Origin of the sequence: Streptomyces sp. NPDC005820 (assembly GCF_040630255.1) — a bacterium.
Taxonomy (GTDB): domain Bacteria; phylum Actinomycetota; class Actinomycetes; order Streptomycetales; family Streptomycetaceae; genus Streptomyces.
Genome location: NZ_JBEXXE010000025.1, coordinates 72,672 through 94,761 on the forward strand (window position 1 = coordinate 72,672; position 22,090 = coordinate 94,761).

The 22,090-nt window shown below is 72.2% G+C and carries 22 protein-coding genes; 14 read left to right on the plus strand and 8 right to left on the minus strand.

Annotated elements, in window-relative coordinates; all coding sequences use genetic code 11:
* Window positions 1-17: 17 nt before the first annotated feature.
* Window positions 18-1,286 (minus strand): amino acid deaminase, encoded by a 1,269-nt coding sequence (locus ABZ464_RS28950; RefSeq protein ID WP_359281274.1) that lies wholly within the window; start codon window positions 1,284-1,286, stop codon window positions 18-20.
* 138 nt (window positions 1,287-1,424) lie between these two features.
* On the opposite strand from ABZ464_RS28950, the gene ABZ464_RS28955 reads away from it, so the two are divergent.
* The 4 genes from ABZ464_RS28955 to ABZ464_RS28970 all read left to right on the plus strand — a co-directional run bounded on the left by ABZ464_RS28955 (window position 1,425) and on the right by ABZ464_RS28970 (window position 4,299).
* Complete coding sequence (locus ABZ464_RS28955) at window positions 1,425-2,468, plus strand: sugar kinase (RefSeq protein ID WP_359281277.1); 1,044 nt, start codon at window positions 1,425-1,427, stop codon at window positions 2,466-2,468.
* Window positions 2,465-3,226: an IclR family transcriptional regulator gene (locus ABZ464_RS28960; protein ID WP_359281279.1), complete on the plus strand. Its 762-nt coding sequence runs from the start codon at window positions 2,465-2,467 to the stop codon at window positions 3,224-3,226. Before ABZ464_RS28955 ends, ABZ464_RS28960 begins: the two co-directional genes overlap by 4 nt.
* A complete protein-coding gene (locus tag ABZ464_RS28965) occupies window positions 3,223-3,633 on the plus strand; it encodes a RidA family protein (protein WP_359281282.1) in 411 nt (136 codons plus the stop codon). The genes ABZ464_RS28960 and ABZ464_RS28965 overlap by 4 nt, the downstream gene beginning before the upstream one ends.
* A gap of 138 nt (window positions 3,634-3,771) precedes the next feature.
* Entirely contained in the window at window positions 3,772-4,299 is a 528-nt protein-coding gene (locus ABZ464_RS28970) for a hypothetical protein (protein WP_359281285.1), read from the plus strand.
* Here the strand turns inward: ABZ464_RS28970 and ABZ464_RS28975 are convergent.
* Complete coding sequence (locus tag ABZ464_RS28975) at window positions 4,296-5,666, minus strand: M14 family metallopeptidase (protein WP_359281287.1); 1,371 nt, start codon at window positions 5,664-5,666, stop codon at window positions 4,296-4,298. The genes ABZ464_RS28970 and ABZ464_RS28975 overlap by 4 nt on opposite strands.
* Window positions 5,667-5,967: 301 nt before the next feature.
* Between ABZ464_RS28975 and ABZ464_RS28980 the strand changes: the two genes are divergently transcribed.
* The 5 genes from ABZ464_RS28980 (at window position 5,968) to ABZ464_RS29000 (ending at window position 12,018) form a co-directional block, all read left to right on the plus strand.
* The gene (locus ABZ464_RS28980) at window positions 5,968-8,391 is read left to right on the plus strand and encodes a LuxR C-terminal-related transcriptional regulator (RefSeq protein WP_359281290.1); all 2,424 of its coding nucleotides are present in this window, start codon (window positions 5,968-5,970) and stop codon (window positions 8,389-8,391) included.
* A 97-nt stretch (window positions 8,392-8,488) separates the two neighbouring features.
* Window positions 8,489-9,409, plus strand: a complete 921-nt coding sequence (locus ABZ464_RS28985) for an MEDS domain-containing protein (RefSeq protein WP_359281293.1) — start codon at window positions 8,489-8,491, stop codon at window positions 9,407-9,409.
* Window positions 9,410-9,491: 82 nt separating this feature from the next.
* The gene (locus ABZ464_RS28990) at window positions 9,492-9,926 is read left to right on the plus strand and encodes an ATP-binding protein (RefSeq protein ID WP_359281296.1); all 435 of its coding nucleotides are present in this window, start codon (window positions 9,492-9,494) and stop codon (window positions 9,924-9,926) included.
* A gap of 52 nt (window positions 9,927-9,978) precedes the next feature.
* Window positions 9,979-11,322: an Nramp family divalent metal transporter gene (locus ABZ464_RS28995; RefSeq protein ID WP_359281299.1), complete on the plus strand. Its 1,344-nt coding sequence runs from the start codon at window positions 9,979-9,981 to the stop codon at window positions 11,320-11,322.
* A 114-nt stretch (window positions 11,323-11,436) separates the two neighbouring features.
* Window positions 11,437-12,018 (plus strand): isochorismatase family protein, encoded by a 582-nt coding sequence (locus ABZ464_RS29000; RefSeq protein WP_359281302.1) that lies wholly within the window; start codon window positions 11,437-11,439, stop codon window positions 12,016-12,018.
* 37 nt (window positions 12,019-12,055) lie between these two features.
* On the opposite strand, the gene ABZ464_RS29005 is transcribed toward ABZ464_RS29000, so the two are convergent.
* Together ABZ464_RS29005 and ABZ464_RS29010 are read right to left on the minus strand one after the other, a co-directional pair.
* A complete protein-coding gene (locus ABZ464_RS29005; protein WP_359281305.1) occupies window positions 12,056-13,321 on the minus strand; it encodes a hypothetical protein in 1,266 nt (421 codons plus the stop codon).
* 81 nt (window positions 13,322-13,402) lie between these two features.
* Complete coding sequence (locus tag ABZ464_RS29010) at window positions 13,403-13,912, minus strand: SigE family RNA polymerase sigma factor (RefSeq protein WP_359281308.1); 510 nt, start codon at window positions 13,910-13,912, stop codon at window positions 13,403-13,405.
* A gap of 132 nt (window positions 13,913-14,044) precedes the next feature.
* On the opposite strand from ABZ464_RS29010, the gene ABZ464_RS29015 reads away from it, so the two are divergent.
* Window positions 14,045-14,419 (plus strand): hypothetical protein, encoded by a 375-nt coding sequence (locus ABZ464_RS29015; RefSeq protein WP_359281309.1) that lies wholly within the window; start codon window positions 14,045-14,047, stop codon window positions 14,417-14,419.
* On the opposite strand, the gene ABZ464_RS29020 is transcribed toward ABZ464_RS29015, so the two are convergent.
* Window positions 14,416-14,865 (minus strand): DUF5707 domain-containing protein, encoded by a 450-nt coding sequence (locus ABZ464_RS29020; RefSeq protein ID WP_359281312.1) that lies wholly within the window; start codon window positions 14,863-14,865, stop codon window positions 14,416-14,418. The two genes, ABZ464_RS29015 and ABZ464_RS29020, sit on opposite strands and share 4 nt — an antisense overlap.
* A 212-nt stretch (window positions 14,866-15,077) precedes the next feature.
* On the opposite strand from ABZ464_RS29020, the gene ABZ464_RS29025 reads away from it, so the two are divergent.
* From ABZ464_RS29025 to ABZ464_RS29035, 3 genes are read left to right on the plus strand one after another with little or no spacing between them, the layout of a single operon-like run.
* Complete coding sequence (locus tag ABZ464_RS29025) at window positions 15,078-17,399, plus strand: histidine kinase (RefSeq protein WP_359281314.1); 2,322 nt, start codon at window positions 15,078-15,080, stop codon at window positions 17,397-17,399.
* Window positions 17,396-18,079 (plus strand): response regulator transcription factor, encoded by a 684-nt coding sequence (locus tag ABZ464_RS29030; RefSeq protein ID WP_359281316.1) that lies wholly within the window; start codon window positions 17,396-17,398, stop codon window positions 18,077-18,079. Before ABZ464_RS29025 ends, ABZ464_RS29030 begins: the two co-directional genes overlap by 4 nt.
* Before the next feature lie 24 nt (window positions 18,080-18,103).
* A complete protein-coding gene (locus ABZ464_RS29035) occupies window positions 18,104-18,400 on the plus strand; it encodes a hypothetical protein (RefSeq protein ID WP_359281319.1) in 297 nt (98 codons plus the stop codon).
* Here ABZ464_RS29035 and ABZ464_RS29040 read toward each other — a convergent pair.
* Together ABZ464_RS29040 and ABZ464_RS29045 are read right to left on the minus strand one after the other, a co-directional pair.
* Complete coding sequence (locus tag ABZ464_RS29040) at window positions 18,388-18,579, minus strand: hypothetical protein (protein WP_359281320.1); 192 nt, start codon at window positions 18,577-18,579, stop codon at window positions 18,388-18,390. The two genes, ABZ464_RS29035 and ABZ464_RS29040, sit on opposite strands and share 13 nt — an antisense overlap.
* Before the next feature lie 11 nt (window positions 18,580-18,590).
* A complete protein-coding gene (locus ABZ464_RS29045; protein ID WP_359281323.1) occupies window positions 18,591-19,442 on the minus strand; it encodes a helix-turn-helix transcriptional regulator in 852 nt (283 codons plus the stop codon).
* A 178-nt stretch (window positions 19,443-19,620) separates the two neighbouring features.
* On the opposite strand from ABZ464_RS29045, the gene ABZ464_RS29050 reads away from it, so the two are divergent.
* On the plus strand, window positions 19,621-20,139 hold the full coding sequence (locus ABZ464_RS29050; RefSeq protein ID WP_359281324.1) for an ATP-binding protein: 519 nt from the start codon (window positions 19,621-19,623) through the stop codon (window positions 20,137-20,139).
* 2 nt (window positions 20,140-20,141) lie between these two features.
* On the opposite strand, the gene ABZ464_RS29055 is transcribed toward ABZ464_RS29050, so the two are convergent.
* Window positions 20,142-21,839 carry a glycoside hydrolase family 18 protein gene (locus tag ABZ464_RS29055; protein ID WP_359281327.1) on the minus strand — a complete coding sequence of 566 codons (1,698 nt, stop codon included), beginning with the start codon at window positions 21,837-21,839 and terminating at the stop codon, window positions 20,142-20,144.
* Between the last annotated feature and the right edge of the window lie 251 nt (window positions 21,840-22,090).

Sequence of the window (22,090 nt, forward strand, 5' to 3'; positions counted from 1 at the left end):
CAGAGCCTACGAATGTGTCAGAAGAACGTACGGATGTACTCGACGACCGTGCCGTCCGCCCGCACGACCGGGATCAGCGGCCACTTGTCGAACGAGGTGCACGGATGGGACAGCCCGAGCCCGACCCAGTCGCCGATCTCCACGTCCGCCTCCTCGGTGGTGCGCAGCCAGGCGTGCTGGTCGGACAGGGCGGTGACCGACACCCCGGTGGCCGGGCGTTCCGTCCCGTCGCGGCGGACCACCTGGGCGAACGGCAGGTCCAGGTCGTAGGCGGCGTCCCGCTTGCCCGCGTTGACGAACGCCTGGGAGGGGGAGGGACGGGAGACGACCTGCGTCCACAGGCGGAAGGCCGGCTCCAGCGCGCCCTCCTCCGGTACCCGGTTGAAGGGGGTCAGCCGGCGGTAGTGACCGTCGTCGTGCGAGACGTACGCGCCGGAGCGCAGCAGCTTCAGCACGGGGGAGGACAGCTCGGGGATCTCCCCGAACACCTCGGCGACCGCGTCGAACCAGGCGCTCCCGCCCGCGCTGACGACGATCTCCGCCGTCCCGGCGAACCGTCCCGCCCCGTCGAGGCCGACGGCGAGCGCCACCAGCCGCCGCAGCCAGGCCCGCACCCGCTCGTCGTCGGCCCCGGGGACCTCGCCCTCGTACCCCGCGACCCCCACCAGCCTCAGCGTCGCCGTGGCGGCCACCGCGTCCGCGACCGCCGCGCACTCCGCCTCCGTACGGACCCCGGTGCGGGCGCCCTCCCCGGCGGCGAGCTCGATGACGACGTCCAGCGGGCGGGCGGCCCCGGCGAGCGCCGCGTCCATCAGCTCGACCCCGCGCACGGAGTCGACGTAACAGACCAGCCGGAAGTCCGGGTCGGCGTCGAGCTGTCCGGAGAGCCAGCGCAGGGCCGCCGGATCCACGACCTCGTTGGCGAGGAACACCCGCCCGACGCCGTACGCCCGCGCCACCCGGACCTGGTGCGGGACGGCGAGGGTGATGCCCCAGGCCCCGTAGTCCAGCTGCCGCCGGAAGAGCTGGGGCGCCATGGTCGTCTTGCCGTGCGGGGCGAACGCGAGACCGTGCCGGGTCGCGTACGTCTCCATCAGGCGCAGATTGTGCTCCAGGCGCTCGGCGGACAGGGCGAGGACCGGGGTCGTGAAGCCGTCGGTGAACAGGTTGCGGCGCTGGGCGGTCAGCTCGGCGACGGTGAGGCCGTCGGCGTCCGGCGGCAGGCCCTTGAAGCGGTGGTCGACTGCTTCCTCCGCGAGGCGGGCGAGCGCTTCCGTACCGGACACTGGGCCTCCCTGATCGATCCGTTGCATTCTCTGCAACGTTCATTGCGTATATCGCTTATCGCTGTCTAACATCCACGCCAATGCCGGGTCAATGGCGTCGCCGTGACCCTCCGCCCTCGACGAGGAGCTACGGCCATCGTGACTGCCCCCGACGTCGTGGACGTCGTCGCGCTCGGCGAATCCATGGTCACGTTCCTGCCCACGCGCCCCGGCCGACTCGCCGACGTCCCCTCCTTCGACCGGGCGATCGGCGGCGCGGAGTCCAACGTGGCGTGCGGGTTGGCTGCCGCCGGCCATGCGGTGAGGTGGGTCAGCCGGGTCGGGGCGGACGGCTTCGGCGATCACCTGGTCGAGGCGATCGGGGGGTACGGCGTCGACGTCTCGTCCGTCGGCCGTGATCCCTCCCGTCCCACGGGGGTGTACTTCCGTACGGCGGGGGACCGGGCCGGCGCGGACCACGAGGTGGCGTACTACCGGGCGGGCTCGGCGGCGTCGGCGATGAGCACGGCGAACGTCGATCCGGGGGCGGTGCGGGCGGGGCGGGTGCTGCATCTTTCGGGGATCACGGCTGCGTTGTCCTCCGAGTGCCTTGAGCTGCTGTGGGAGCTGACCGGGCCGGGTCCGGGCCGGCCCCTCGTCTCCTTCGACGTCAACCACCGCAGTGGTCTGTGGCCGACGGGTGAGGGGCCGAGGGTGTTGCTGGAGCTGGCGCGGCGGGCGGATGTCGTGTTCGTGGGGGAGGACGAGGCGGAGGGGGCGTGGGGGGTTGCGGGAGGGCCTTCGGCGATTCGGGAGGCGTTGCCAGAGCCGCCGGTTCTGGTGGTGAAGCAAGGACGGGCGGGGGCTACTGCTTTCGTCTTGGGTGCGGGGGAGGGCCACTCGCGTAGGGCCTTTGTCCCCGCCCCGGCTGTTGACGTCGTGGCCAGCGTCGGTGCCGGGGATGCCTTCGCCGCCGGGTTTCTGTCCGGGACCCTTCGGGGGCTCCCCCTGCGGGATCGGTTGCGGCACGGGCACCTCTGGGCCGCCGCCGTCCTCACCGTCCCCGGTGATCTCGCCGTACCCCCCTCCCGCGGCCACGCCGACCGGCTCGTCGCCCTCGACGACCAGGCGTGGGGGACACTTCGACTCGGCCCCGGCTGGACCCAAGCCGGGGCGGCCCCGGAGGAGGTAGCCACCCCATGAGCCAGACCGTCGACCGAGCGCTGAGCATCCTGCCGCTGCTCGCCGAGGGCCCCGCCGATCTCGGACAGGTCGCCGACCGCCTCGGCGTGCACAAGTCGACGGCCCTGCGGCTGCTGCGCACCCTCCATGAACACGGCCTGGTCTACCGCCAGTCCGACCAGCGCTACCGCCTCGGCGCCCGTCTCTTCGCCCTCGCCCAGGAGGCGATGGAGAACCTCGACGTCCGCGAGATCGCCCACCCCCACCTCGTCCACCTCAACGAACAGTGCGGACACACCGTGCACCTCGCCGTGTACGAGGAGGGCGAGGTCCTCTACATCGACAAGGTCGAGAGCCGCTACCCGGTGCGGATGTACTCGCGGATCGGCAAGCCCGTCGCCATCACGGTCGCCGCCGTCGCCAAGCTGCTCCTCGCCGACCTTCCCGAGGCCGAGCGGCGCGCGGTCGCCGAGCAGCTCGAATTCCCGATGTACACGGCCCGTTCCACGCCCAACGCCCCCGCTTTCCTGCGGGAGCTGGAGAAGGTGCGGGAACAGGGCTGGGCCACCGACCTCGGGGGCCACGAGGAGTCCATCAACTGCGTCGCCGCCCCCATCCGCGGCGCGGACGGCCGGGTGGTCGCCGCGATGTCGGTCTCCGCGCCTAACGTCGTCGTCACCGCCGACGAACTCCTCGCCCTGCGCCCGCTGGTGCGCCGGACGGCCGACGCCATCAGCGGTGAGTACTCCGGCAGAACACCAGTAAAGGACCCCGTATGACGGACAAGATCGCGCTCACCCCGAAGACCCACACCACCCCGCCCGCGAAGTTCTCCCACGGCGTGCGCAAGGGCAACATCCTCCAGGTCGCCGGGCAGGTCGGCTTCCTGCCCGCCGAGGAGGGCAGGCCCCCCACGCCCGCCGGGCCCACCCTGCGCGAGCAGACCCTCCAGACCCTCGCCAACGTCAAGGCGATCCTTCAGGAGGGCGGCGCGAGCTGGGAGGACGTGATGATGATCCGCGTCTATCTGACGGACGTGGACCACTTCGCGGAGATGAACGAGATCTACAACGCGTACTTCGAGGAGCAGGAACTCACCGCTCCCCCCGCCGCCCGCACGACCGTCTACGTCGGTCTCCCCGCCGGGCTGCTCATCGAGATCGACGCGCTCGCCGTCCTCGACTGACGGTCACGCACCTCCCGTACGACGGTACGGCGCACGCCGGGTTGAGCCTGTTCGTGTGAACCTCTCCGTTGTAGGTCTCCGGTAACGAAGTAGGGGCTGGCTGTGTCCGGCACAGGATCTTCGACCATACTTCGCGCTGTGGAGCAGCAGCGGATAGGTTCGAGCAGCAAGCCCCTGGAGGGCGCCGGATTCGACCCGGCGTTCATCCCCGGGCTCTCGTCGCCCGTGAAGGCGGACGAGCCGGAGGACGCGAAGCCGGCCGCGGAGGCCGAGGAGACCGACGGGGTCGACGAGGCCCCGGCCGCGGAGGCCGAGAAGGAGGCCCCCGCCGAGGAGGAGGCCTCCGAAGGTCCCGTCTTCGAGGCCTCCGACCGCCGGGCGCGGATCGTCGCCGACGCCAAGGGAGTTCGCCTGACCCTCGACGAGGAGCAGTGCGAGTTCCGCTGGGACGAGATCGGCGCGATCGAGACGGAGGCTCCGCGCTTCGGCAAGCGGTTCACCATCACGGTCCACACCCCTGACCGCCGCTGGTACCCCATAGAGGTCGAGGCGACGGCCAGGTCCCGCTTCAAGGAGTGGGAGGACCAGCTGGACGAGGTCCTCGACGCCTACTTCGAAGAGGACGCTCAGGATGCCGACCAGGGGCGCGAGGAACCGCGCACCTAACTGCAGTACTGGGCGGCCTTACCAATCGACCGGTACATACAGTCCGCGTTCTCCAGCAACTGCAACACCGCGTCCCGGTTCCGGGAAGTCTCCCGCTCGATCACCTCGTCGGGCGGGTAGAACCCACCCCCGGAGCTGGACGTCGGATACATCTCGAACGTGTACGAGAAGATCTTGTGCACGCCCCAGAGGTAGTCGTCGATCGTCCCGTCGGTGATGTACAGGTCGCTCGACTGCTCCGCGGTGTACCCGTTGCTGGCGGCCATCTTCTGCCCCACCGCCTTGAACGCGGCGTTGTCGTCGGCCGTCATCCCGGTCGCCGTGTCCGAGTACGTGTACCCGAACGGCCACAGCACCAGCTCGCTGTAGGTGTGGAAGTCGATCCCGGCGGTGATCTGCTGCTTGCCGCCCACGACCCGGCTGCGGACGAAGTCGGAGACGACCTTCACCTCGGGCGCGGACTCGGCCGACGCCCCGCGGTAGGTCTCGGAGGACGTGGAGCCCGAGGAGCCGCCGCAGCAGCCGAAGTTGTAGTTCCAGTTCCGGTTGAGGTCCGTACCGACGTACGAGGAACCGGAGTTGGGCTGCCGGTTCTTGCGCCAGGAGCGGTAGGAGCCGGTGGCGATGTCGTACTCGCCGCCGTCCGGGTTGAGGTCGGGGACGATCCAGATCTCGCGCCCGTTCACCATGTTCGTCACCCGGGAGTCGCTGCCGTAGCCGGCGCCCAGCTCGCGGAGCAGATACAGGGCCATCTCGACGGTGAGGTGCTCGCGGGCGTGCTGGTGGTGGGTGAACAGCACCTCCGGCTCGGCCTCGTCGGTGCCGACGTTGTCGCTGATCTTGATGGCGACGATGTCCCGGCCGCTGTACGACTTGCCGATGACCCGCTTGCTCATGATGCTCGGGTAGGCCGCGACGCGCTGGTCGATCTCCGCGGTCATCTCGGCGTAGTTGTGGTACTTGGCGTCCGCCGTCGGGAAGTCGAAGAGGCGCACCTCGTCCTCGGCGAGCCGGTCGGGCGCGGAGCCCACCGGGGTGACCTCGTACCCCTGGGCGCGGAGTTTGCCGATCTGGTCGGCGCGGCCGGAGACGACCACGGTCTCCTCGTCGGCCTCGTCGACGCTGACCCCGGCCCGGGCGATCGCGGTGCGGGTGACCGGGGTGTTGTGGTCGACGTGGATCTCGTACTGGCGGATGTCGTCGGCGGAGGAGGTGGCCTTCGGGGCGCTGTCGGCGGAGGCGTGGCCGGCCGTCGCCGAGAGAGGGGCCGCGAGGGCGAGGGCCAGCAGGGTGGCGAGGGCAGCGGTCCGTTTCCCGCTGCGGGCGCGGGTGGCGCCGGCGCCTGAGCCGCGGATGCGAAGTCGCATGAACTCTCCTTGTGGGGAGGGGGTGTGGGGGGTCGTGCTGTGCGCTTGCTGTGTGCGGCGGTGCGGTGCCGCTCATGGTCCGGTGTTGGCATGATCAGGTCAATAAGCGACAAAGAGCCGCTTGGCCTGAATCATGCGGAAAGGGGCGAGTCGATCGGCGGCGCAGTGTACGCATGGGCGTGTCGCGGCGAGCGGACCTCGCTGAAGTACACCCGTGAGGGTGAGGGCGAGGTGCATATATGTACGTCCCGGGGAAGCCTGAGGGTCCGCACGAACGCACCCCCCAGAGGACTGGCTGATCATGGGCGGATCAGCGCCGCGCCGGGACTGCCACCTGCCGGTGGAGACGACCAGCTTCGTCGACCGGCGGAGCGAACTGGCCGAAGGGCGCGAACTCTTGGCCAGGGCGAGACTGGTCACCCTGACCGGGCCGGGCGGGGTGGGCAAGACCCGCCTCGCCGGCCGGATCGCGGCCCGCGTCGCCCGCGCCTTCCCCGACGGCGTCCGCATCGTCCACCTCTCCGGCCTGCACGACCCGGCCCTGGTCCCGCTGGCCGTGGCCGACGCCCTCGGACTGCACGACCACTCCGAACGCCCGGCCCTGGACTCGCTCGTGGAGCGGGTACGTGACCGCAGACTGCTCCTCGTCGTCGACAACTGCGAACACCTGGCGACCGCCTGCGCCGCCCTCGCCGGCGCCCTGCTGCACGGCACCCCCGGCATCCGCGTCCTCGCCACCAGCCGCCACCGCCTCGGCCTCACCGAGGAACACCTGATGGAGGTACGGCCGCTGCCGGTGCCCGACCCCGACGGCGACCTCGGCGCCGCCGACGGCTACCCCGCCCTCGCCCTGTTCGCCGACCGCGCCGCCGCGGTGGTCCCCGGCTTCCGCCTCACCGCCGCGAACCGCTCCGCCGTCGCCCGTCTCTGCCGCCGCCTCGACGGACTGCCGCTCGCCATCGAACTGGCCGCCGTCCGGATGCGTGTCCTCGACGTCCACCAGCTCCTCGCCCGCCTCGACGACCGCTACCGCCTCCTCACCGGCGGCAGCCCCGCCGTACTGCCCCGCCACCAGACCCTGCGGGCGGCCGTCGACTGGAGCCATGAGCTGTGCGACGAGCGGGAGCAGGCGGTGTGGGCGCGGTTGTCGGTGCTGGCCGGCAGCTTCGATCTGGAGGCCGCCGAAGCGGTGTGCGGGGCCGTGGCGGGGGGCTCCGCCCCTCGCGCCCCCCGTGTCGGCCCTCAACGGGCCTCGTCCGCAAACTCCCCCGGAGGGGGGACCCCCGGACGGGCTGGATACTCCGAGGTTCTCGAAGCCATCGCCGGGCTCGTCGACAAGTCCGTTCTGTGCCGGGAGGCCGCGCCCGACGGTGGGCTGCGCTACCGGCTGCTCGACACCCTGCGGCACTACGGGCTCGAGCGGCTGCGCGAGATGCCGGGGGAGGAGCGGGCCGCCCGGGTCCGGCACCGGGACTGGACGCAGGAGCTGGCCGCCGCCTGTGAGCGGGAGTGGTTCGGGTCCGGGCAGCCCGGGATCGTCGCCCGGCTGCGCGCCGAACGGGACAACATCCGCGCCGCCCTGGACTTCAGCCTCACCACCCCCGGCGAGGCCCACGCCGGGCTGCGGCTGGCCGGCACCCTGTGGTTCCACTGGCACGCCTGCGGCGCCCCGCGCGAGGGCCGCTACTGGCTCGACCGCGCCCTCGACGCCAACCCCGGCCCCACCCCCGAACGGGCCCGTGCCCTGTGGACGGCGGGCCTGCTCGCCGGCTGCCCCGAGGACCTCACCCGGGGCCGCCGCCGCGCCGAGGAGGCCCGTGCCCTCGCGCAGCGCCTCGGCGACCGGGCCGAGGCCGCCCACGCCGACTACGCCATCGGCGTCATCCGGCTGTTCAGCGACGACATCCCCGGCGCCCTCACCCACTTCCGCACCGCCGTGGCCCGCGGCCGCGCCCCCGGCCAGCACCTCAGTCTTCTCGGCCTGGACCACGTCGAACTCGCCTGCGCCCTCGCCTTCCTGGGCCGGGCCGACGAGGCCATCGAGGTGTGCGAGGAGATCCGCCGGCTGTGCGCGGAGCACGGCGAGCAGTGGGTGCTGTCGTACGGGGAACGCATCCTCGCCCTCGCCCACACCGTGAAGGGCGACGGCGAGCGGGCGGAGGCGCACGCCCGTGAGGCGCTGCGGCTCAAGCTCGCGGTGCACGACGTCGTCGGCATCGGCCTCACCCTCGATCTGCTGGCCCGGATCGCCGCCGACCGAGGCGCCCACGGCCGTGCGGCCCTCGTCCTCGGCGGCGCCGACCGCGCCTGGACCGACGTGGACCGCGACCGCTGGGGCTCGGCCTGCCTCAACGCCACCCGCCGCGCCGCCGAGGACCGTGTCCGGGAGGCGATCGGGCCCGCCGCCTACCGCCGCGCCTACGACCGGGGCGCCGCTCTCGCCCTGCCCGAACTCGCCGCCCGCGTCCTGGACGACACGGGGGACGGCACCGGGCTCCCCCGCCCCGACGGCCACCCCGAGGAGCCGCCCGCCCCCACCGTCCGCCTCACCCGGCGCGAGGCCCAGGTCGCCGGACTCGTCGCCGAGGGACTCGCCAACCAGCAGATCGCCGACCGTCTGGTGATCGCCCGCCGCACCGCCGAAGGACATGTCGAACGCATCCTCAGCAAGCTCGGCTTCAGCAACCGCAGCCAGATCGCCGCCTGGGTGACGGCCCAGCGCTGAGCGGCCCGCCGCGCCACCGCCGCACCCGGACCCCGCACCCACACCCGCACCCCGCGCCCGTACGCACCCGACCCACCCACCGATCCACGAGGGACCCATGACCGCTCCGTCCTCGCCCTCCCCGTCGTCCCTGTCCGGCATGTTCGACCACCGCATGACCGTCTTCGGCACCGACGAGGGTTTCCTCGCCGACGCCCTTCCCTTCCTCGCCGAGGGACTCGCCGCCGTGGACGAGCCACCGCCGATGGCGATCCTCGCCCCCGACCGGCTGGACCTCCTGCGCGACGCCCTCGGCGCCGACGCCCGGCACATCGGCTTCCTCCCGCACACCGACTGGTACACCGGCTCCGCCGCCAACGCCGTCGCCCGCGCCGCCGCCCACCTCGCCGGACACGGCGGCCCCGGCGGCCGGATGCACCTCCTCATGGAGCCGGTGTGGAACGGCCGCGCCGGCCGCTCCCCGCGCGAGAGCGCCGAGTGGATCCGCTACGAGGCCCTCGCCAACCTCCTCTTCGCGTCCGCGGCGACCACCGCGATGTGCGTCTACGACACCCGTACCGCGGGCGCGGTCCTCGTCGAGGCGGCCCGCCGCGCCCACCCCGGCACGGGCGTGTACGAGGACCCGGTCCGGATCGCCGCCGAGCTGGACGCCGTACCCCTGCCGCCGACCCCGTCCGACGCGCGGCGGCTCGTCGAGCCGGCGCCCGAGGCCGTGCACGCCTGGGCCGCCGGGTGCGGGCTGGGCACGGCCGACGCGGAGGCGTTCACCACGGCGGTCACCGAGGCCGCCACCCTCGGCCGGGTCACCGGCGCGGTGCTCTGGGGCGAGGCGCCCGGCTGTGTCTGCGAGCTCTCCCTGGCCGAACGGATCGACGACCCGCTCGTCGGTTTCGTCCCGCCCCCGGCCGCCGGGCCGGCCCCCGGGCAGGGGCTCTGGTACGCCCGTCAGGTGTGCGCGTACGTCGACGTCCGCGACGCCGGCGGCGGTGGTACGGCCGTACGGTTGCAGTACGCGTGAGCCCACCCGCGTAAGCGGTGCGGGTACGGAATCGGGTAGTCCTCCCCGTACGGGAAAGGCCGGGGGAGGACATCCTGAGGGCATGGCCATGCTGCGACTCTCCGGCGGAGGACCCCGCCCGGACCCCGCCCCTCGCTACGGTGCCTATCCCCAGCCGCCGATGGGCGCCGGCCACTGGAGCGCGGAGTACGACCCCCATCCCCTCGCCGTGCGGGAGGCACGGGCGCAGGTGGGCAGACAGCTGGAGCTCTGGGGGCTCGCGGACCGGGGCGATCTCGCGCACACGGCCGAACTGCTCGTCAGCGAGCTGACGACGAACGCCGTGTTGCAGTCCGCGAGCCGCTTCCGGCTCACGCTGACGGCGGCGCACGGGACACTGCGCTGCGAGGTGGAGGACGGCGGGGAGTACGCCCCACAGGGGTTCCTGGTGGACGCGCTCGCCCGACGGTGGGGGTGCCGGCCGAGCGGGGCGGGGAAGACGGTGTGGTTCGAACTCGGCACGTGCGAGTGCGACTAGGTCAGGTGTGCCCTCTTGCCGGGCCGGTCCCCTTTAGGTTTTCTTTACCATCATGGCGGACACCACGGGTAACCCCACTGACACCCCGGCATCATCCGGCATCGACCACACCGACAACACCGACAACACCTCCCCCCGCAAGAGCAGTTGGAAGTACATCGGGCCCGGCATCGTCGTCGCCGCGACGGGGGTGGGCGCCGGTGATCTGGTCGCCACCCTCATCGCGGGCAGCAACTTCGGTTACACGCTTCTCTGGGCGGCGGTCGCCGGCTGTCTGGTGAAGATCTCGCTGGCCGAGGCGGCCGGGCGGTGGCATCTGTCCACCGGGCGCACCCTCTTCGACGGCTGGGCGAGCCTCGGCCGCTGGACGACGTACTTCTTCGTCGTCTACGCCGTCGTCTGGGGCTTCGTCTACGGCGCGGCGGCGATGTCGTCGAGCGCGCTGCCCCTGCAGGCGCTGTTCCCGGACGTGATGGACCTCGAGTGGTGGGGCATCACGTGCGGGCTGGTCGGCCTCGTCTTCGTGTGGTTCAACAAGTACGCGGTCTTCGAGAAGGTCATGACCGTGCTGGTCGGCGTCATGTTCGCGGTGACGGTGTACCTCGCGGTGCGGGTCACCCCGAATCTGCCGGACGCCCTCGCCGGGCTGCTGCCCGTGCTGCCCGACGAGAAGGACTCCGTCCTCAACACCCTGGGGCTGATCGGCGGCGTCGGCGGCACCATCACCCTCGCGGCGTACGGGTACTGGGTCAACGCCAAGGGCTGGACCCACCCGGGCTGGATGAAGGTGATGCGGCTCGACAACCGCGTCGCGTACGTCACGACCGGCATCTTCGTGATCGCGATGCTCTTCGTCGGCGCCGAACTGCTGCACTCCGCGAACGTCGCGATCGCGAGCGGCGACAAGGGGCTCGTCCAGCTGGGCGACATCCTGGAGGCCGAGTACGGCGCGGCCACGGCGAAGTTCTTCCTGATCGGTTTCTTCGCCACCTCCTTCACCTCGCTGATCGGCGTCTGGCACGGCGTCAGCCTGATGTTCGCCGACTTCGTGGCCCGCTCCCGGACCCGGGAGGCGGCCCGCGGCGCGGAGGTCGCCTCCGGGGAGCGCGAGCGCTCGTGGCCGTTCCGGCTGTACCTGCTGTGGCTGACCTTCCCGCCGATCGTGCTGCTCTTCCAGGGGCAGCCCTTCCGGCTGATCATCCTGTACGGCGTCCTGGGCGCGGCCTTCCTGCCGTTCCTGGCCGGCACGCTGCTGTGGCTGCTCAACTCCTCCCGTACGCCCCGTGAGTGGCGCAACGGGCCGGTGAGCAACGCGATGCTGGTGCTGGCCGGGCTGCTGTTCCTGGTGCTGTGCGTGAAGCAGGTCGCGGACCAGCCGTGGGCGGAGTTCTTCTGAGCGGCCGGTCCTTTCGGGCACCGATCGGTGACGCGGGGCAAACTTGCGTTACTCAAGCTTGAGTTTGGCAAGTACCTCTCCTAGGCTCGTGCTCCCCTAGGAGAGGTGCCCGCCGTGACCGCGACCGTGCTGGACGACAAGACCGCCCTCGTGCTGATCGACCTCCAGGCGGGCACGCTCGCCGCCCCGACCAAGCCGTACCCGGCGGCCGACGTGGTCGCCCGGGCCGCCGCGCTCGCCGACGCCTTCCGCGCCGCCGGCGCCCCCGTGATCCTGGTCCGCATGGCCACCTCGCCGGACGGCGCCGACGCCGTGCCCGGCCGCAGCGAGGCGGCCCGGCTGGCCGGCGGCCGCTCCCGCCCGTACGACCTCGGCCCGATCGCCGAACCGCTCACCGGCCACGACGGGGACGTCCAGGTCACCAAGCGGGCCTGGGGCGCCTTCCACGGCACCGACCTGGACCTCCAGCTGCGCCGCCGGGGCGTCACCCAGATCGTCCTCGGCGGCATCGCCACCAGCCTCGGCGTCGAGTCGACCGCCCGCGCCGCCCACGAGCACGGCTACCACGTCACGTTCGCGGTCGACGCGATGACCGACATCAACGAGGACGCCCACCGGCACAGCGTGTCGTACCTCTTCCCGCTGATCGGCGAGCCGGGGACCACGGAGGAGATCCTGGCGCTGCTCAAGCAGTAGCCGGCTCAAGCGGTAGCCGGCTCGAGCGGTTGCCGGCTCAGGGAGCGACCGTGTCGGTCAGCCACTCCGGGCTGAGCGCGATCCTCCGCAGATCGCCGAGGGAGAGGGCGGGCGACTTGCGGGTCGCGGCCTTGTTCTGGTCACCGGTGTTGAAGGCGCTGACCACGACCCGCAGCCCGTCCTTGCGCAGGGTGTCCGCCGTCCACATCACGACCCCCGCCCCGCCCTTCTCACCGGGCGCCTTGCGGACCGTGACCAGGGTGCCGTCGGCGAGGGTCTCGGCGTCGGAGCCGAAGAGCTGGCCGGCGACGTCGGACATGCCGGGCTGGACGTTGATCTGGACGAGGCTGCGCCCCTTGCCGTCGTCGACGACGAAGTAGCCGTACTCCGTCTCCTGGCTGCCGCTGGAGACGACCTCGGCCCCCTTGGGCAGCAGCAGCTTGAGCTTGCGCAGGATCGTCAGCCCGGACAGCTCCCCGGGGCGGGTGGGGGCACTGCCGACGGCGGTCGGCGCCTCCTCCTTCGGCAGGGCGTCGATGATCTCGCGCCACTGCGCGGCGGAGGCCAGCGCCTTCAGCTGATTCGGCCCGAGGGGCGGATCGGTCCTGGTGACCGGCTTGTCCTTCTCCGCCGGGGAGTTCCACTCGATGACGCTGACATGGTGTCCGTTTGGGGTGACGAGGTCGGCGCCCCACGCCTTGGTGTCGACCCGGCGGTCGGGATACTCGTACCCCTGGTAGACCGTGATCGCCGAGCCGTCGGACAGTCCCTCGGTCGTGCAGCTGTCGAAGCCCGACTGGGTGCCCTCGGGGCAGGGCATCACCTCGGCGGAGGGGTTGAGGTTCCGGCCGGTCGGTGTGATCCGCTCCAGCCCCAGGGAGAGGGACCCTTCGCCCTGGCCGTCGTCGAACACGCCCACCGCGAGCGGCGGCAGCTCCTCGTCCGTGCCGCGCGCCTCCGTCCTGGTGAACTTGCCCTGGGGCAGGAGGTGCTGGAGGGTGCGGACGACGTCGTCGGCGGAGTAGGACCGCGCCGGCTCGGGGGTGCCGCTGCCGGCGACCGAGGCGGGCCGGGGGGCGGGCGTGCCGTGCCAGGGCACGAGCAGCGCCCCGCCCACCCCCACGAGCGCGAGACTCGCCGCGCTCCCCGCGATCGCGGCCCGGCGCTGCAACTGCAGCCGCCTGCCGCGCCGGGCGCCGGCGGCGGCGAGTTCGGTGCGCGGGGCGTCGAAGGTGCCGCCGACCTCGTGCAGTGCGGCGGAGAGCCGGTCCTCGAAGGGGCCGGTGTGCTGGTCTGCGGGCATGGTGAACCACCGTTTCCACGGGCTGGAGATGACGTCGGGTGAGGTGGGTGCGCTGGTGCTCTACGACAGGAGGGGGCGCGGTCAGGGACGTACGTACTCGCCGATGTCCTCGCCGAGCAGCTCCCGCAGCCGTCCCAGCGCCCGTGAGCACCGGGTCCGTACGGCCGCCGAGCTGGCGTTGAGGGCACCGGCGGTCTGCTCGACCGACCGGTCCTCCCAGTACCGCAGCACCACCACGGCCCGGTCCTTCGCGGGCAGCCGCCCGAGGGCCTGGAGCAGGGTGAGTCTGAGCGGTGTGTCGGTGCCGCCGCCGTCCGGCAGGTCCGGGAACGCCTCCACGGCTCGCTCCCGGCTGCTGCGTCTGCGCTGATGGGCGAGGAAGGTGCGGGTCAGGACGGTCTGCGCGTACGCCGCCGGGTTGTCCGCCCGGGACACCCGGCCCCAGCGGACGTACAGCCTGCCGAGGGTCTCCTGGACCAGGTCCTCGGCGAGGTGGGTGTCCCCGGCGGTGAGCAGACACGCGGACCGGTACAGATGCCCGGTGCGCGCCGCCGCGAACTCGGCGTACTCGTCCGCACGGACCTTTCTCATTCGAGTCCCCCTGTCTCGGTCGCCGTCTCGGCGCCTGTGCCGTCCTCACCTCATTGATGCGGTGGGACAGGGGAAATGTTTCAGGGGGGACCGAAAGTGGGGTCACAGGGGGGTGCCGGGTAGGTTGCCGGGGTGACAGACCAGCCGCCGCCACCCCCGGCCGTCCCGCCGGGCTTCGGACCGCCTCCGCCCCAGTACGCCCCGGGACCGCCGCAACCGCCCGCTCCCGGACCGGAGTTCCTCGCCGTCGACAAGCACAACTCGATCGTCGTCGACGTCTCCGGAGTGGCCTTCGAGATGTACGACATCACGGTCGACTTCCCCTGGCCGGAGATCCGGAGCGTCCACTACCAGGCGAGCCCCAACGGCAAGGCGCTGATGGTCGCCGTGATCCATCTGGACGGCCGGGTGTACGAGTGCGTCGTGAACGCCCGACCACGCGAACTGCTCCAGACCTGGTTCGCCCAGCTGGCGTGGGTGCTCGGCCACTACCGCCCGATGGGCTAGGCGACCTGGAAGGTGGCCGCGTGCGGGACGAACGTCGTGGCGCCGTCCTTCGACGTCGCCAGGGCGGACACGTACCAGGTGCCCTTGGCCAGGTCGGCGGCCTCCGCCTGCGTGACCTTCAGGGTGTAGGTGCAGCGGTACGTCTCGTCGGAGACGGCCCGGCAGGCGGCGTCCGCCACGTGCCGCAGCTCCGCCTCGGTCGGGTCGAGCTTCGAACTCGCGGGCCAGGCGAGGACCTTGAGGCCCTTGATCCCGTTGTCGTCGATCACGTCCGCGGTGAAGGTGACCGAGCCGGCCCGGTCGCCCGAGGGGGCGGCGTACCGCACCGAGCTGTTCTCCACGGACGGGTCGGTGGGCGCGAAGGCCCACGCCAGACCGCCCGCGGCCACCCCGCCGAGGGCGACGACGGCACCGATGAGGGACGAGACGAGAACGCGCTTGGACATGGTGATTCCCCGTGTGTAGATGAGTGGTGGAGGGATTCCTCGATGTGATCGAGCCTAGGGTCGGGGGCCCGCCCGGTCCTCGCGCCGCAGGACGATTGAGGGGTTCGAACCGGAGGTGGAGCGGGTGGGGGATCTGCAACCCAGGTAAGAGGCGGGAATACGACCCGAGCGGGAGTCGGGCCCTTCACCAGCGGACATAGCCTGGGCGCACCATGAAGCGAACCGACGACCGGCTGATCCCGGTCCTGCTGATCTGCGTCCAGGCGCTGGTGTGGCCCGGGGCGGCGCTCGTGCGCGGCACCGTCCCCTCCGCGTCCGACCTGCTCGTGGCCGCCCTGGTCGCCGGACCGCTGACCGCCGCACTCGCCCAGCGCCGGGCCCGCCCGGTGACCACCCTGGTCCTGGTCGCCGTCGCCTGCGGGCTGGGCGCAGGCCCGCTGCCCCCGGGAGCGGTGGCCGTGTTCGGCACCGCGGGCGTCGCGCTGGCCCTGTTCACCGTCGCGAGCGAACGCGACACCTTCACCGCCCTGCTGTGCGTGGTGACGCTCCCCTTCTGGCAGTTCACGCAGGACGTCACCCTGCACGGGCTCAGGGACGGCGACGGCCTCGGCGTCGCCCTCACCGCCCTGCTGTACGTGGCCGCGTGCGGCAGCGGCCTGGTGGCCCGGCGCGTGCGGCGGGCCCGGCAGACGGCCGAGCGGGCGCTGCGCCGCGCCGAGGCCGAGCGTCACCGGCTCCCGGCGGCCGAACGGCGCCGGATGGAACGGGAGTTGCACGACGTCAGCGCCCATCATCTGACCGCCGTGGTGGTCACCGCGGGCGCGGCGCTGGGGCTGCGCGAGCGGCGCCCCGAACTGGCCCAGGAGGCGCTGCGGTTCGCGGCCGAGACCGGCCGGGAGGTCACCCGGGCCCTCGGCGCGGTCCGGGCGCCGACGCCCTCGCGTGAGGAACTGCCCACGCCCGAGGAGCGGTTGCTCGCGCTCGTCGCGGGGTTCCGCAGGCTCGACCAGCCGGTGGACTGCGAGATCGAACCCCTCCCGGAGGGGATCGTGGCGGACGCGGCGTACGGCATCGTGCGCGAGGCGCTGACCAACGTGGCACGCCACGCACCCGGCGCGCGTACGACGGTGCTGTGCCGGTACGGCGACACCCGCACCGACGTCGTGGTCACCAGCGCGGCCCCGCCGGCCGGAGCGGCGGCACACGGCGCGGGTCTCGGCGGCGGGCGCGGCCAGGGCTTCCTGCGCTCCCGCGCCCGGGAGGCGGGCGGCACCCTGAGCACCGGTCCGACGGCCGACGGCGGCTGGGAGGTGCGGGCGGTCCTGCCCGGCCGGAGCTCCGGGCCGGTGGAGGGAAGCGTGCCGCGGGGCTACCGGCTCGCCCAGGTCGTCGCCGCGCTCGGACTGTCGCTCCAACCGCTGCTCCCCGCGCTGGTGATCCGCGCGGACACCGCGTCGTACACCTCGCACATCACCGCGGGCGCGCTGTTCGCCCTGCTCGCCGCGGCGCAGGCGGTCGCCCTGCTGTGGCTGCGCCGGGCACCCCGGCCCGCCCTCGCCGCGGTGCTCGCCCTGGCCCCGCTGTGGCCGGTGGCGATGGCGCTGGGCGACTACACCGGCCCGGTGCTCCTGCCGCCCGCGCTGAGCGCACTCGCCACCTGCGCGGCCCTCACGGCGAGGGCGGAACGCCGGACGGCCGGCTCCGCGACCTTCTTCGAGGATCGCGCGCTGCTCGCGGCCGTCCTGGCGGCGGTGGTGGTCCACGCGGGGGCCGCGACCGTGGCCGTTCTGGACCGGGGTACGTCGGTGCCCGGCTGGGCGGTGGCCGGGGGTGCCATGGTCGTGGCCCTGGCGGCGGCCGGTGCCGCCGTGTGGGTCGGGAGTCTGCGTGGGCGGCGTGAGCGGGCCGACCGGGGCGCGCGCGAGGAGCGCCTCGCCGCCTGGACCGAGGAGGCCGTCCGGGAGGCGTGGGCCGAGCGGCGCCGGATCGCCGCCGGGCTGGAGACCACCGTGCTGGCCCGCACCGCCGACATGACCGCCGAGGCGGAGGCGGGCCGGCTCGACTCCACCGCCGGCCGCGCCCGGGAGGCCCTGGCCGCGATGCGGGCCCTGCTCGACGCGGTCCGGGAGGACGAGACGGCCCCCGAACTGCGCCCCCAGCCCACCCTCCAGGCCCTCGACCTGCTCGCCGCCCAGTGCCGGGCCACCGGCCGCGAGGTCGAGATACGGCTCACCGACCGCGTACCGGACCGGCTGCCCACGGCCGTGGACCTGACCGCCTACCATGCCGCCGAGACACTGCTCGCGGCCGGCGGCGAGGATCCCGCCCTGCTGGAACTCGACACGGACGGCGATACGTTGACGCTGACCGCCACCGGTGTGCCGCTTGGCGCCCGCCCCGCCGTACGGGAGAGGCTCACGGCGCGGATCGCGGCGCTCGGCGGCACCCTGACCACCGAGGCATCCGGCCCGGTCGGCCTTCGGCTGCCGCTGGCGCCGGCGGCGGAGCAGGGTGAGGAGAAGAGGGAACGATGAGTCTCAAGGTGCTGGTCGTCGACGACCAGGGCATCGTCCGGGCGGGGTTCGCCGCCGTGATCGACGCCGAGGAGGACCTGACGGTCGTCGGCGAGGCCGGCGACGGCGCGAGCGCGGTGCGGCTGGCGGAGGAACTCCGCCCCGACGTGGTCGTCATGGACGTCCGCATGCCCGAGCTCGACGGCATCGCCGCCACCCGCATCATCACCGGCCGGGAGGACGCGCCCCGGGTGCTCGTCCTGACCACCTTCGACCTCGACGCGTACGTCTTCGACGCCCTGCGCGCCGGAGCCTCGGGCTTCCTCCTCAAGGACGTCCAGCCCGCCGAACTCCTCCAGGGCATCCGGGTGGTGGCGGCGGGCGAGAGCGTGCTCGCCCCCTCCGCGACCCGGCGGCTGATCGGCCACTACGCCTCGGGCGCCGGGGCCGGGACCTCCTCCGGCACCCCGGCCCCCGAACTGGACACCCTGACCGCCAGCCAGCGGGGCGTCCTCACCCTGGTGGCGGCCGGGCTCAACAACGCCGAGATCGCCGACCAGTTGGGCATCACCGTGGGCACGGTCAAGTCCCACGTCAACGCCCTGCTGCGCAAACTCGGGCTGCGGGACCGCGTCCAGGCGACGATCCTCGCCTACGACCTGGGCCTGGCCCGCCCGAACCCACCCGGCCTGCACCTCTGACCGGCCGACCGAGGAGACCCTCCCGTGACCGACACCGTGACCGGCCGCCTGCGCCACGTGCTCACCGACGTCTTCGCCCTCGTCTACCTCGCGGTCTGCGCGGGCTTGTTGGTGTGGGCCCTGGTGGCGACCGCCCTGGACGACTCGGGCGAGTCCATGGCGGGGGTCATCCCCCTCCTGGCCACGGCCCCGGCCAGCCTGGTCCTGTTCTTCCTCCCGGACCACGTCTCGATGCTCGTGCTCGCGGTCGCCTTCGGCGCCCTGTGCAACGCGGCGATCATCGGCTGGTGCGCCCGCGCCCTGCGCCGTCAGAGCAGGTGATCGGCCTTGCCCGCCTTGATGTCCCGGATCATCGTGCGGAGGGCTTCCCGGGAGTCGGTGAGATAGGAGTCCTCGGCGCCGGCTATGGCGATGTAGGCGTTGCCGGTGGGATCGGTGCCGAGGCGGAAGCAGCTCGCTCCCTCGCCGCAGAAGGGCTCCTCCCAGGTGATGTCGTCCATGGGGCGTCTCCTCACAGGCTGTTGGCGATGTCCCGGACGAAGTCGCGCGATGCTTCGGGGGAGAGGGCGATGCGCTCCATCCAGTCCAGATGCGTACGGTACTTGGCCAACTGTGCCTCCCCACCCAGGAATTCCGGCCCGTGGGTGCTGTCGACCTGGACGGTGTCCAGTTGGGGAGACGGACCTTCCAGGTAGGTGAACGTCTGTCCGGACCCGGGAAACGTGCCGGCGGCGAACGGAACGACCAGCAGCCGTACCGTCGGCCGCTCGGACACGTCCAAGAGGTGCTCCAACTGTGCACGGGCCACCTTGCGGCCACCGAACCGCATCCGCACAGCGGCTTCGTGTACGACGGCGACGTACTCGGGTGGGGCGTCGCCGTCCAGCGCTTGCTGCCGCTCGACCCGGTACGCCAGCCGCAGGGCCACTTCGTGCTCCGGAAGCGGCGGCAGCACCGCCCGGAAGAGTTCGAGGGCGTGGTCGCTGGTCTGCAACAGTCCTGGGATGTGCGCGATGTGCACGGTCCGCATCCGCGTCGCGAAGGCTTCGAACTCGGCGATGTCCAACAGCCCGGCGGACAGTGCGCCCCGGTAGCGCTCCCACCAGCCACGCCCGTCGGGCCGCGCCAGGCTGACGAGGGCTTCGACGTATGCCTGGTCCGAACAGGCGCAATTGCAGGCGAGGGTACGGATCCGCTCCGGGCTGATGGTGCGGATGCCGGTCTCGACGTTGGAGATCTTCGCCCGGTCGAGGCTCAACAGCCCGGCAGCCTGTTCGGCCGTTATCCCCGCCGCCATCCGCATCTTGCGCAGCTCGCTGCCCAGTCGCCGCTGACGTTCGGTGGGTGTCGTCCTCGGAGGCATGCCGTTCCTTCCGTGCGTTCCTGAGCAGTCTGCTGCCTATCGGTGCCCACCACCCACGATCGGGTCAATTTCCCCATCGGCGTGGTTATTGAACCATCATGCCCTCTACAGTGAGTCACGAACCGACTACGTGGCGCCAGCTGCCGTCGTGCCCGCCCGCTTTCCCGAGGAGCCCCCCATGCCCCTGCCGCTCTGCCCCCTCGCCCCCAAGTTCCCCGCCGACTTCACGCCCCCCTTCCCCGAAACCCTCTCCTACAGCCTCACCCTCCCCGCAGCCCTCGCCAGCCCCGCCCTCGCCCGGGTGACCACTCGTGAGGTCCTCAAGCTTCACGGTCTGCACGACATGCTGGACCCGGCGCTCCAAGCGGTGGGCGAACTGACGGCGGTCGCGGCCCAGTTCACGGAGTCCCCCGACTTCTACCTCTCGCTCCGCTACCGCGCCGACACCCTCCGCGTCATCGCCTACGACAGCCACCCCCGCCACACCCACCCCCACCTCGCCACCGCCTGCGACATCCGCCGCCGGGCAGCCCTCCGCGTCCTGGCCTGTGTGTGCCGCGCCTGCGAGGGCGACTGGGGCTTCGGCGCGTCCCGGGAGCCGGGCGGCGGGACGCGGATGTGGGCGACGCTGCCGAAGGCGGGTGCGACGGCGTACGGCGGCGGGGCCGCGAACGGCCCCGCCGCCACTACCGCGTGACCTCACGGCAACGCGTGCACATGCGCCCCCACCGACGACGACCACGCGTTCCCCGCCGCCGCGTCCCAGTTGGTGGACCAGGTCATGGCGCCTCGGAGGTCCGGGTAGGTCCTGGAAGGCTTGAAGGAGCCGCACCCCGTGCCCTTGGCGAGGCAGTCCAGCGCGTTGTTGACCACTGCGGGGGAGACATAGCCGCTGCCCGCGCCGCTGGGGGAGGGGGGGAGGCCGAGGCCGACCTGGGACGGGGCGAGACCGCCCTCCAGCTGGATGCAGGCGAGGGCGGTCAGGAAGTCCACCGAGCCCTGGCTGTAGACCTTGCCGTCGCAGCCCAGCATCGAACCGCTGTTGTAGTACTGCATGTTGACGACAGTGAGGATGTCCTTCACGTTCAGCGCGGTCTGGAAGTACGCGTTGGACGTCGACTGCATGTCGATCGTCTGGGGGGCCATCGTCAGGACGAGGGAGGGGCCCGCCTTCGACGACAACGACCGCAGCGCCTGGCTCATGTACGTCGCGTTCAGGCCGTTCTCCAGGTCGATGTCCACGCCGTCGAAGCCGTACGTCCGCATCAGCGAGTAGACCGAGTTCGCGAAGTTCGCCGCGGACGTCGCGTCGCTCACCGACACCGTGCCGTTCTGCCCGCCGACCGAGACGATCACCTTCTTCCCGGCCGCCTGCTTGGCCTTGATGTCGGCCTTGAACTGGTCCACCGTGTAGCCGCCGAGACCGGCGGAGTCGAGGCTGAAGGTCACCGCGCCCGGGGTCGTCGTCGCGTCGGCGAAGGCGACGGCGATGATGTCGTACGCGGCGGGCACGTCGGAGATGCGCTGGACCGTCGCGCCGTTGTTGAAGTTCTGCCAGTAGCCGGTCACCGCGTGCTTCGGCACCCCCGTACCGCCGCTCCCGGTGCCCGTCGTCGTGCCCGTCACCGCCGTCGACTTCGGCGACTCGCCCGCCGCGTTCGTCGCCGTCACCTGGAAGCTGTACGACGTCGAGGCCGCGAGCCCGGTCACGGTCGCCGAGGTGCCGGTCACGGAGGCCACCTTCGTGCCCGCCCGGTAGACGTTGTAGCCCGTCGCGTTCGACACCCCGGACCAGGAGAGGGAGACCGAGGAGGAGGTGGTTCCCGAGACCGTCGGGGCCGTGGGGGCGGCGGGGATCGTGGGGGCCGGGCCGCCGCCTCCGCCGCCGTCGGGGCCGTAGACCGAGAGGTCGTCCGCGTAGTACGGCTGCTGGCCGTACCAGCCGTGGGTGTAGACCGTCACCGAGGTGGTCGAGGAGCCGGTGGTGAAGGTGGTCCGCAGCTGGGTCCAGGTGGAGGAGTCGGGGGTCCAGGTGGAGACGTCCGTCGTGCCCGTGCCCGTCACGCCCAGGTAGGTGTAGCCGCCCTGCACCCACGCGCTGAGCGTGTAGGTGGAGTCGGGCTTCACGGCCACCGTCTGGGTGCACTTGGCGTTGTCCTGGCCGGCCGGGGTGGCCTTCAGGGCGGCCGCGCCGCCGTGCGCCGGTGAGGACACCGTCGTACCGCTGCCCGCCGTACAGGACCAGTCGGTCAGGCCGGACTCGAAGCCGGCGTTCTTCGCGTTGTTCAGGTCCGCGGCGGACGCCTGAGCCGCGCCCGCCAGGGAGAGGGTGAGGGCGGCGGTGACCGCCCCCGACCAGAGTCTCGTCCGTCTCGTCACTCGTTTATGTGGGGACATGACAATACGTTGGTCCAGACCAATTCTCTTGTCAAGGGATCCTCGAGGGATCCAGTTGTGGAGGGTCCGTGTGCGCAACCTGCCCCGGTTTGCCGTGACTTGCGCGAAGAACAGTTCCTTACCAGCTGCGGAAAGCTGTTCTCCGGCCACAAGCGCGTGGTTACAGTGCTGACGTAGTCACGCAATGAAGTCACCTCGGTGCGCCGGAGTAACTCCCGGTGGACCGGACCGCGGGAATCGGGGAGCTGCGC

Excerpts from the sequence above, each read along its gene's own strand:
- ABZ464_RS28960 (WP_359281279.1), top strand. The coding sequence starts at position 2,465 with ATGAGCCAGACCGTCGACCGAGCGCTGAGCATCCTGCCGCTGCTCGCC.
- ABZ464_RS28965 (WP_359281282.1), top strand. The coding sequence starts at position 3,223 with ATGACGGACAAGATCGCGCTCACCCCGAAGACCCACACCACCCCGCCC.
- ABZ464_RS28975 (WP_359281287.1), bottom strand. The coding sequence starts at position 5,666 with ATGCGACTTCGCATCCGCGGCTCAGGCGCCGGCGCCACCCGCGCCCGC.
- ABZ464_RS28980 (WP_359281290.1), top strand. The coding sequence starts at position 5,968 with ATGGGCGGATCAGCGCCGCGCCGGGACTGCCACCTGCCGGTGGAGACG.
- ABZ464_RS28985 (WP_359281293.1), top strand. The coding sequence starts at position 8,489 with ATGACCGCTCCGTCCTCGCCCTCCCCGTCGTCCCTGTCCGGCATGTTC.
- ABZ464_RS28990 (WP_359281296.1), top strand. The coding sequence starts at position 9,492 with ATGGCCATGCTGCGACTCTCCGGCGGAGGACCCCGCCCGGACCCCGCC.
- ABZ464_RS28995 (WP_359281299.1), top strand. The coding sequence starts at position 9,979 with ATGGCGGACACCACGGGTAACCCCACTGACACCCCGGCATCATCCGGC.
- ABZ464_RS29005 (WP_359281305.1), bottom strand. The coding sequence starts at position 13,321 with ATGCCCGCAGACCAGCACACCGGCCCCTTCGAGGACCGGCTCTCCGCC.
- ABZ464_RS29010 (WP_359281308.1), bottom strand. The coding sequence starts at position 13,912 with ATGAGAAAGGTCCGTGCGGACGAGTACGCCGAGTTCGCGGCGGCGCGC.
- ABZ464_RS29020 (WP_359281312.1), bottom strand. The coding sequence starts at position 14,865 with ATGTCCAAGCGCGTTCTCGTCTCGTCCCTCATCGGTGCCGTCGTCGCC.
- ABZ464_RS29025 (WP_359281314.1), top strand. The coding sequence starts at position 15,078 with ATGAAGCGAACCGACGACCGGCTGATCCCGGTCCTGCTGATCTGCGTC.
- ABZ464_RS29030 (WP_359281316.1), top strand. The coding sequence starts at position 17,396 with ATGAGTCTCAAGGTGCTGGTCGTCGACGACCAGGGCATCGTCCGGGCG.
- ABZ464_RS29040 (WP_359281320.1), bottom strand. The coding sequence starts at position 18,579 with ATGGACGACATCACCTGGGAGGAGCCCTTCTGCGGCGAGGGAGCGAGC.
- ABZ464_RS29045 (WP_359281323.1), bottom strand. The coding sequence starts at position 19,442 with ATGCCTCCGAGGACGACACCCACCGAACGTCAGCGGCGACTGGGCAGC.
- ABZ464_RS29050 (WP_359281324.1), top strand. The coding sequence starts at position 19,621 with ATGCCCCTGCCGCTCTGCCCCCTCGCCCCCAAGTTCCCCGCCGACTTC.
- ABZ464_RS29055 (WP_359281327.1), bottom strand. The coding sequence starts at position 21,839 with ATGTCCCCACATAAACGAGTGACGAGACGGACGAGACTCTGGTCGGGG.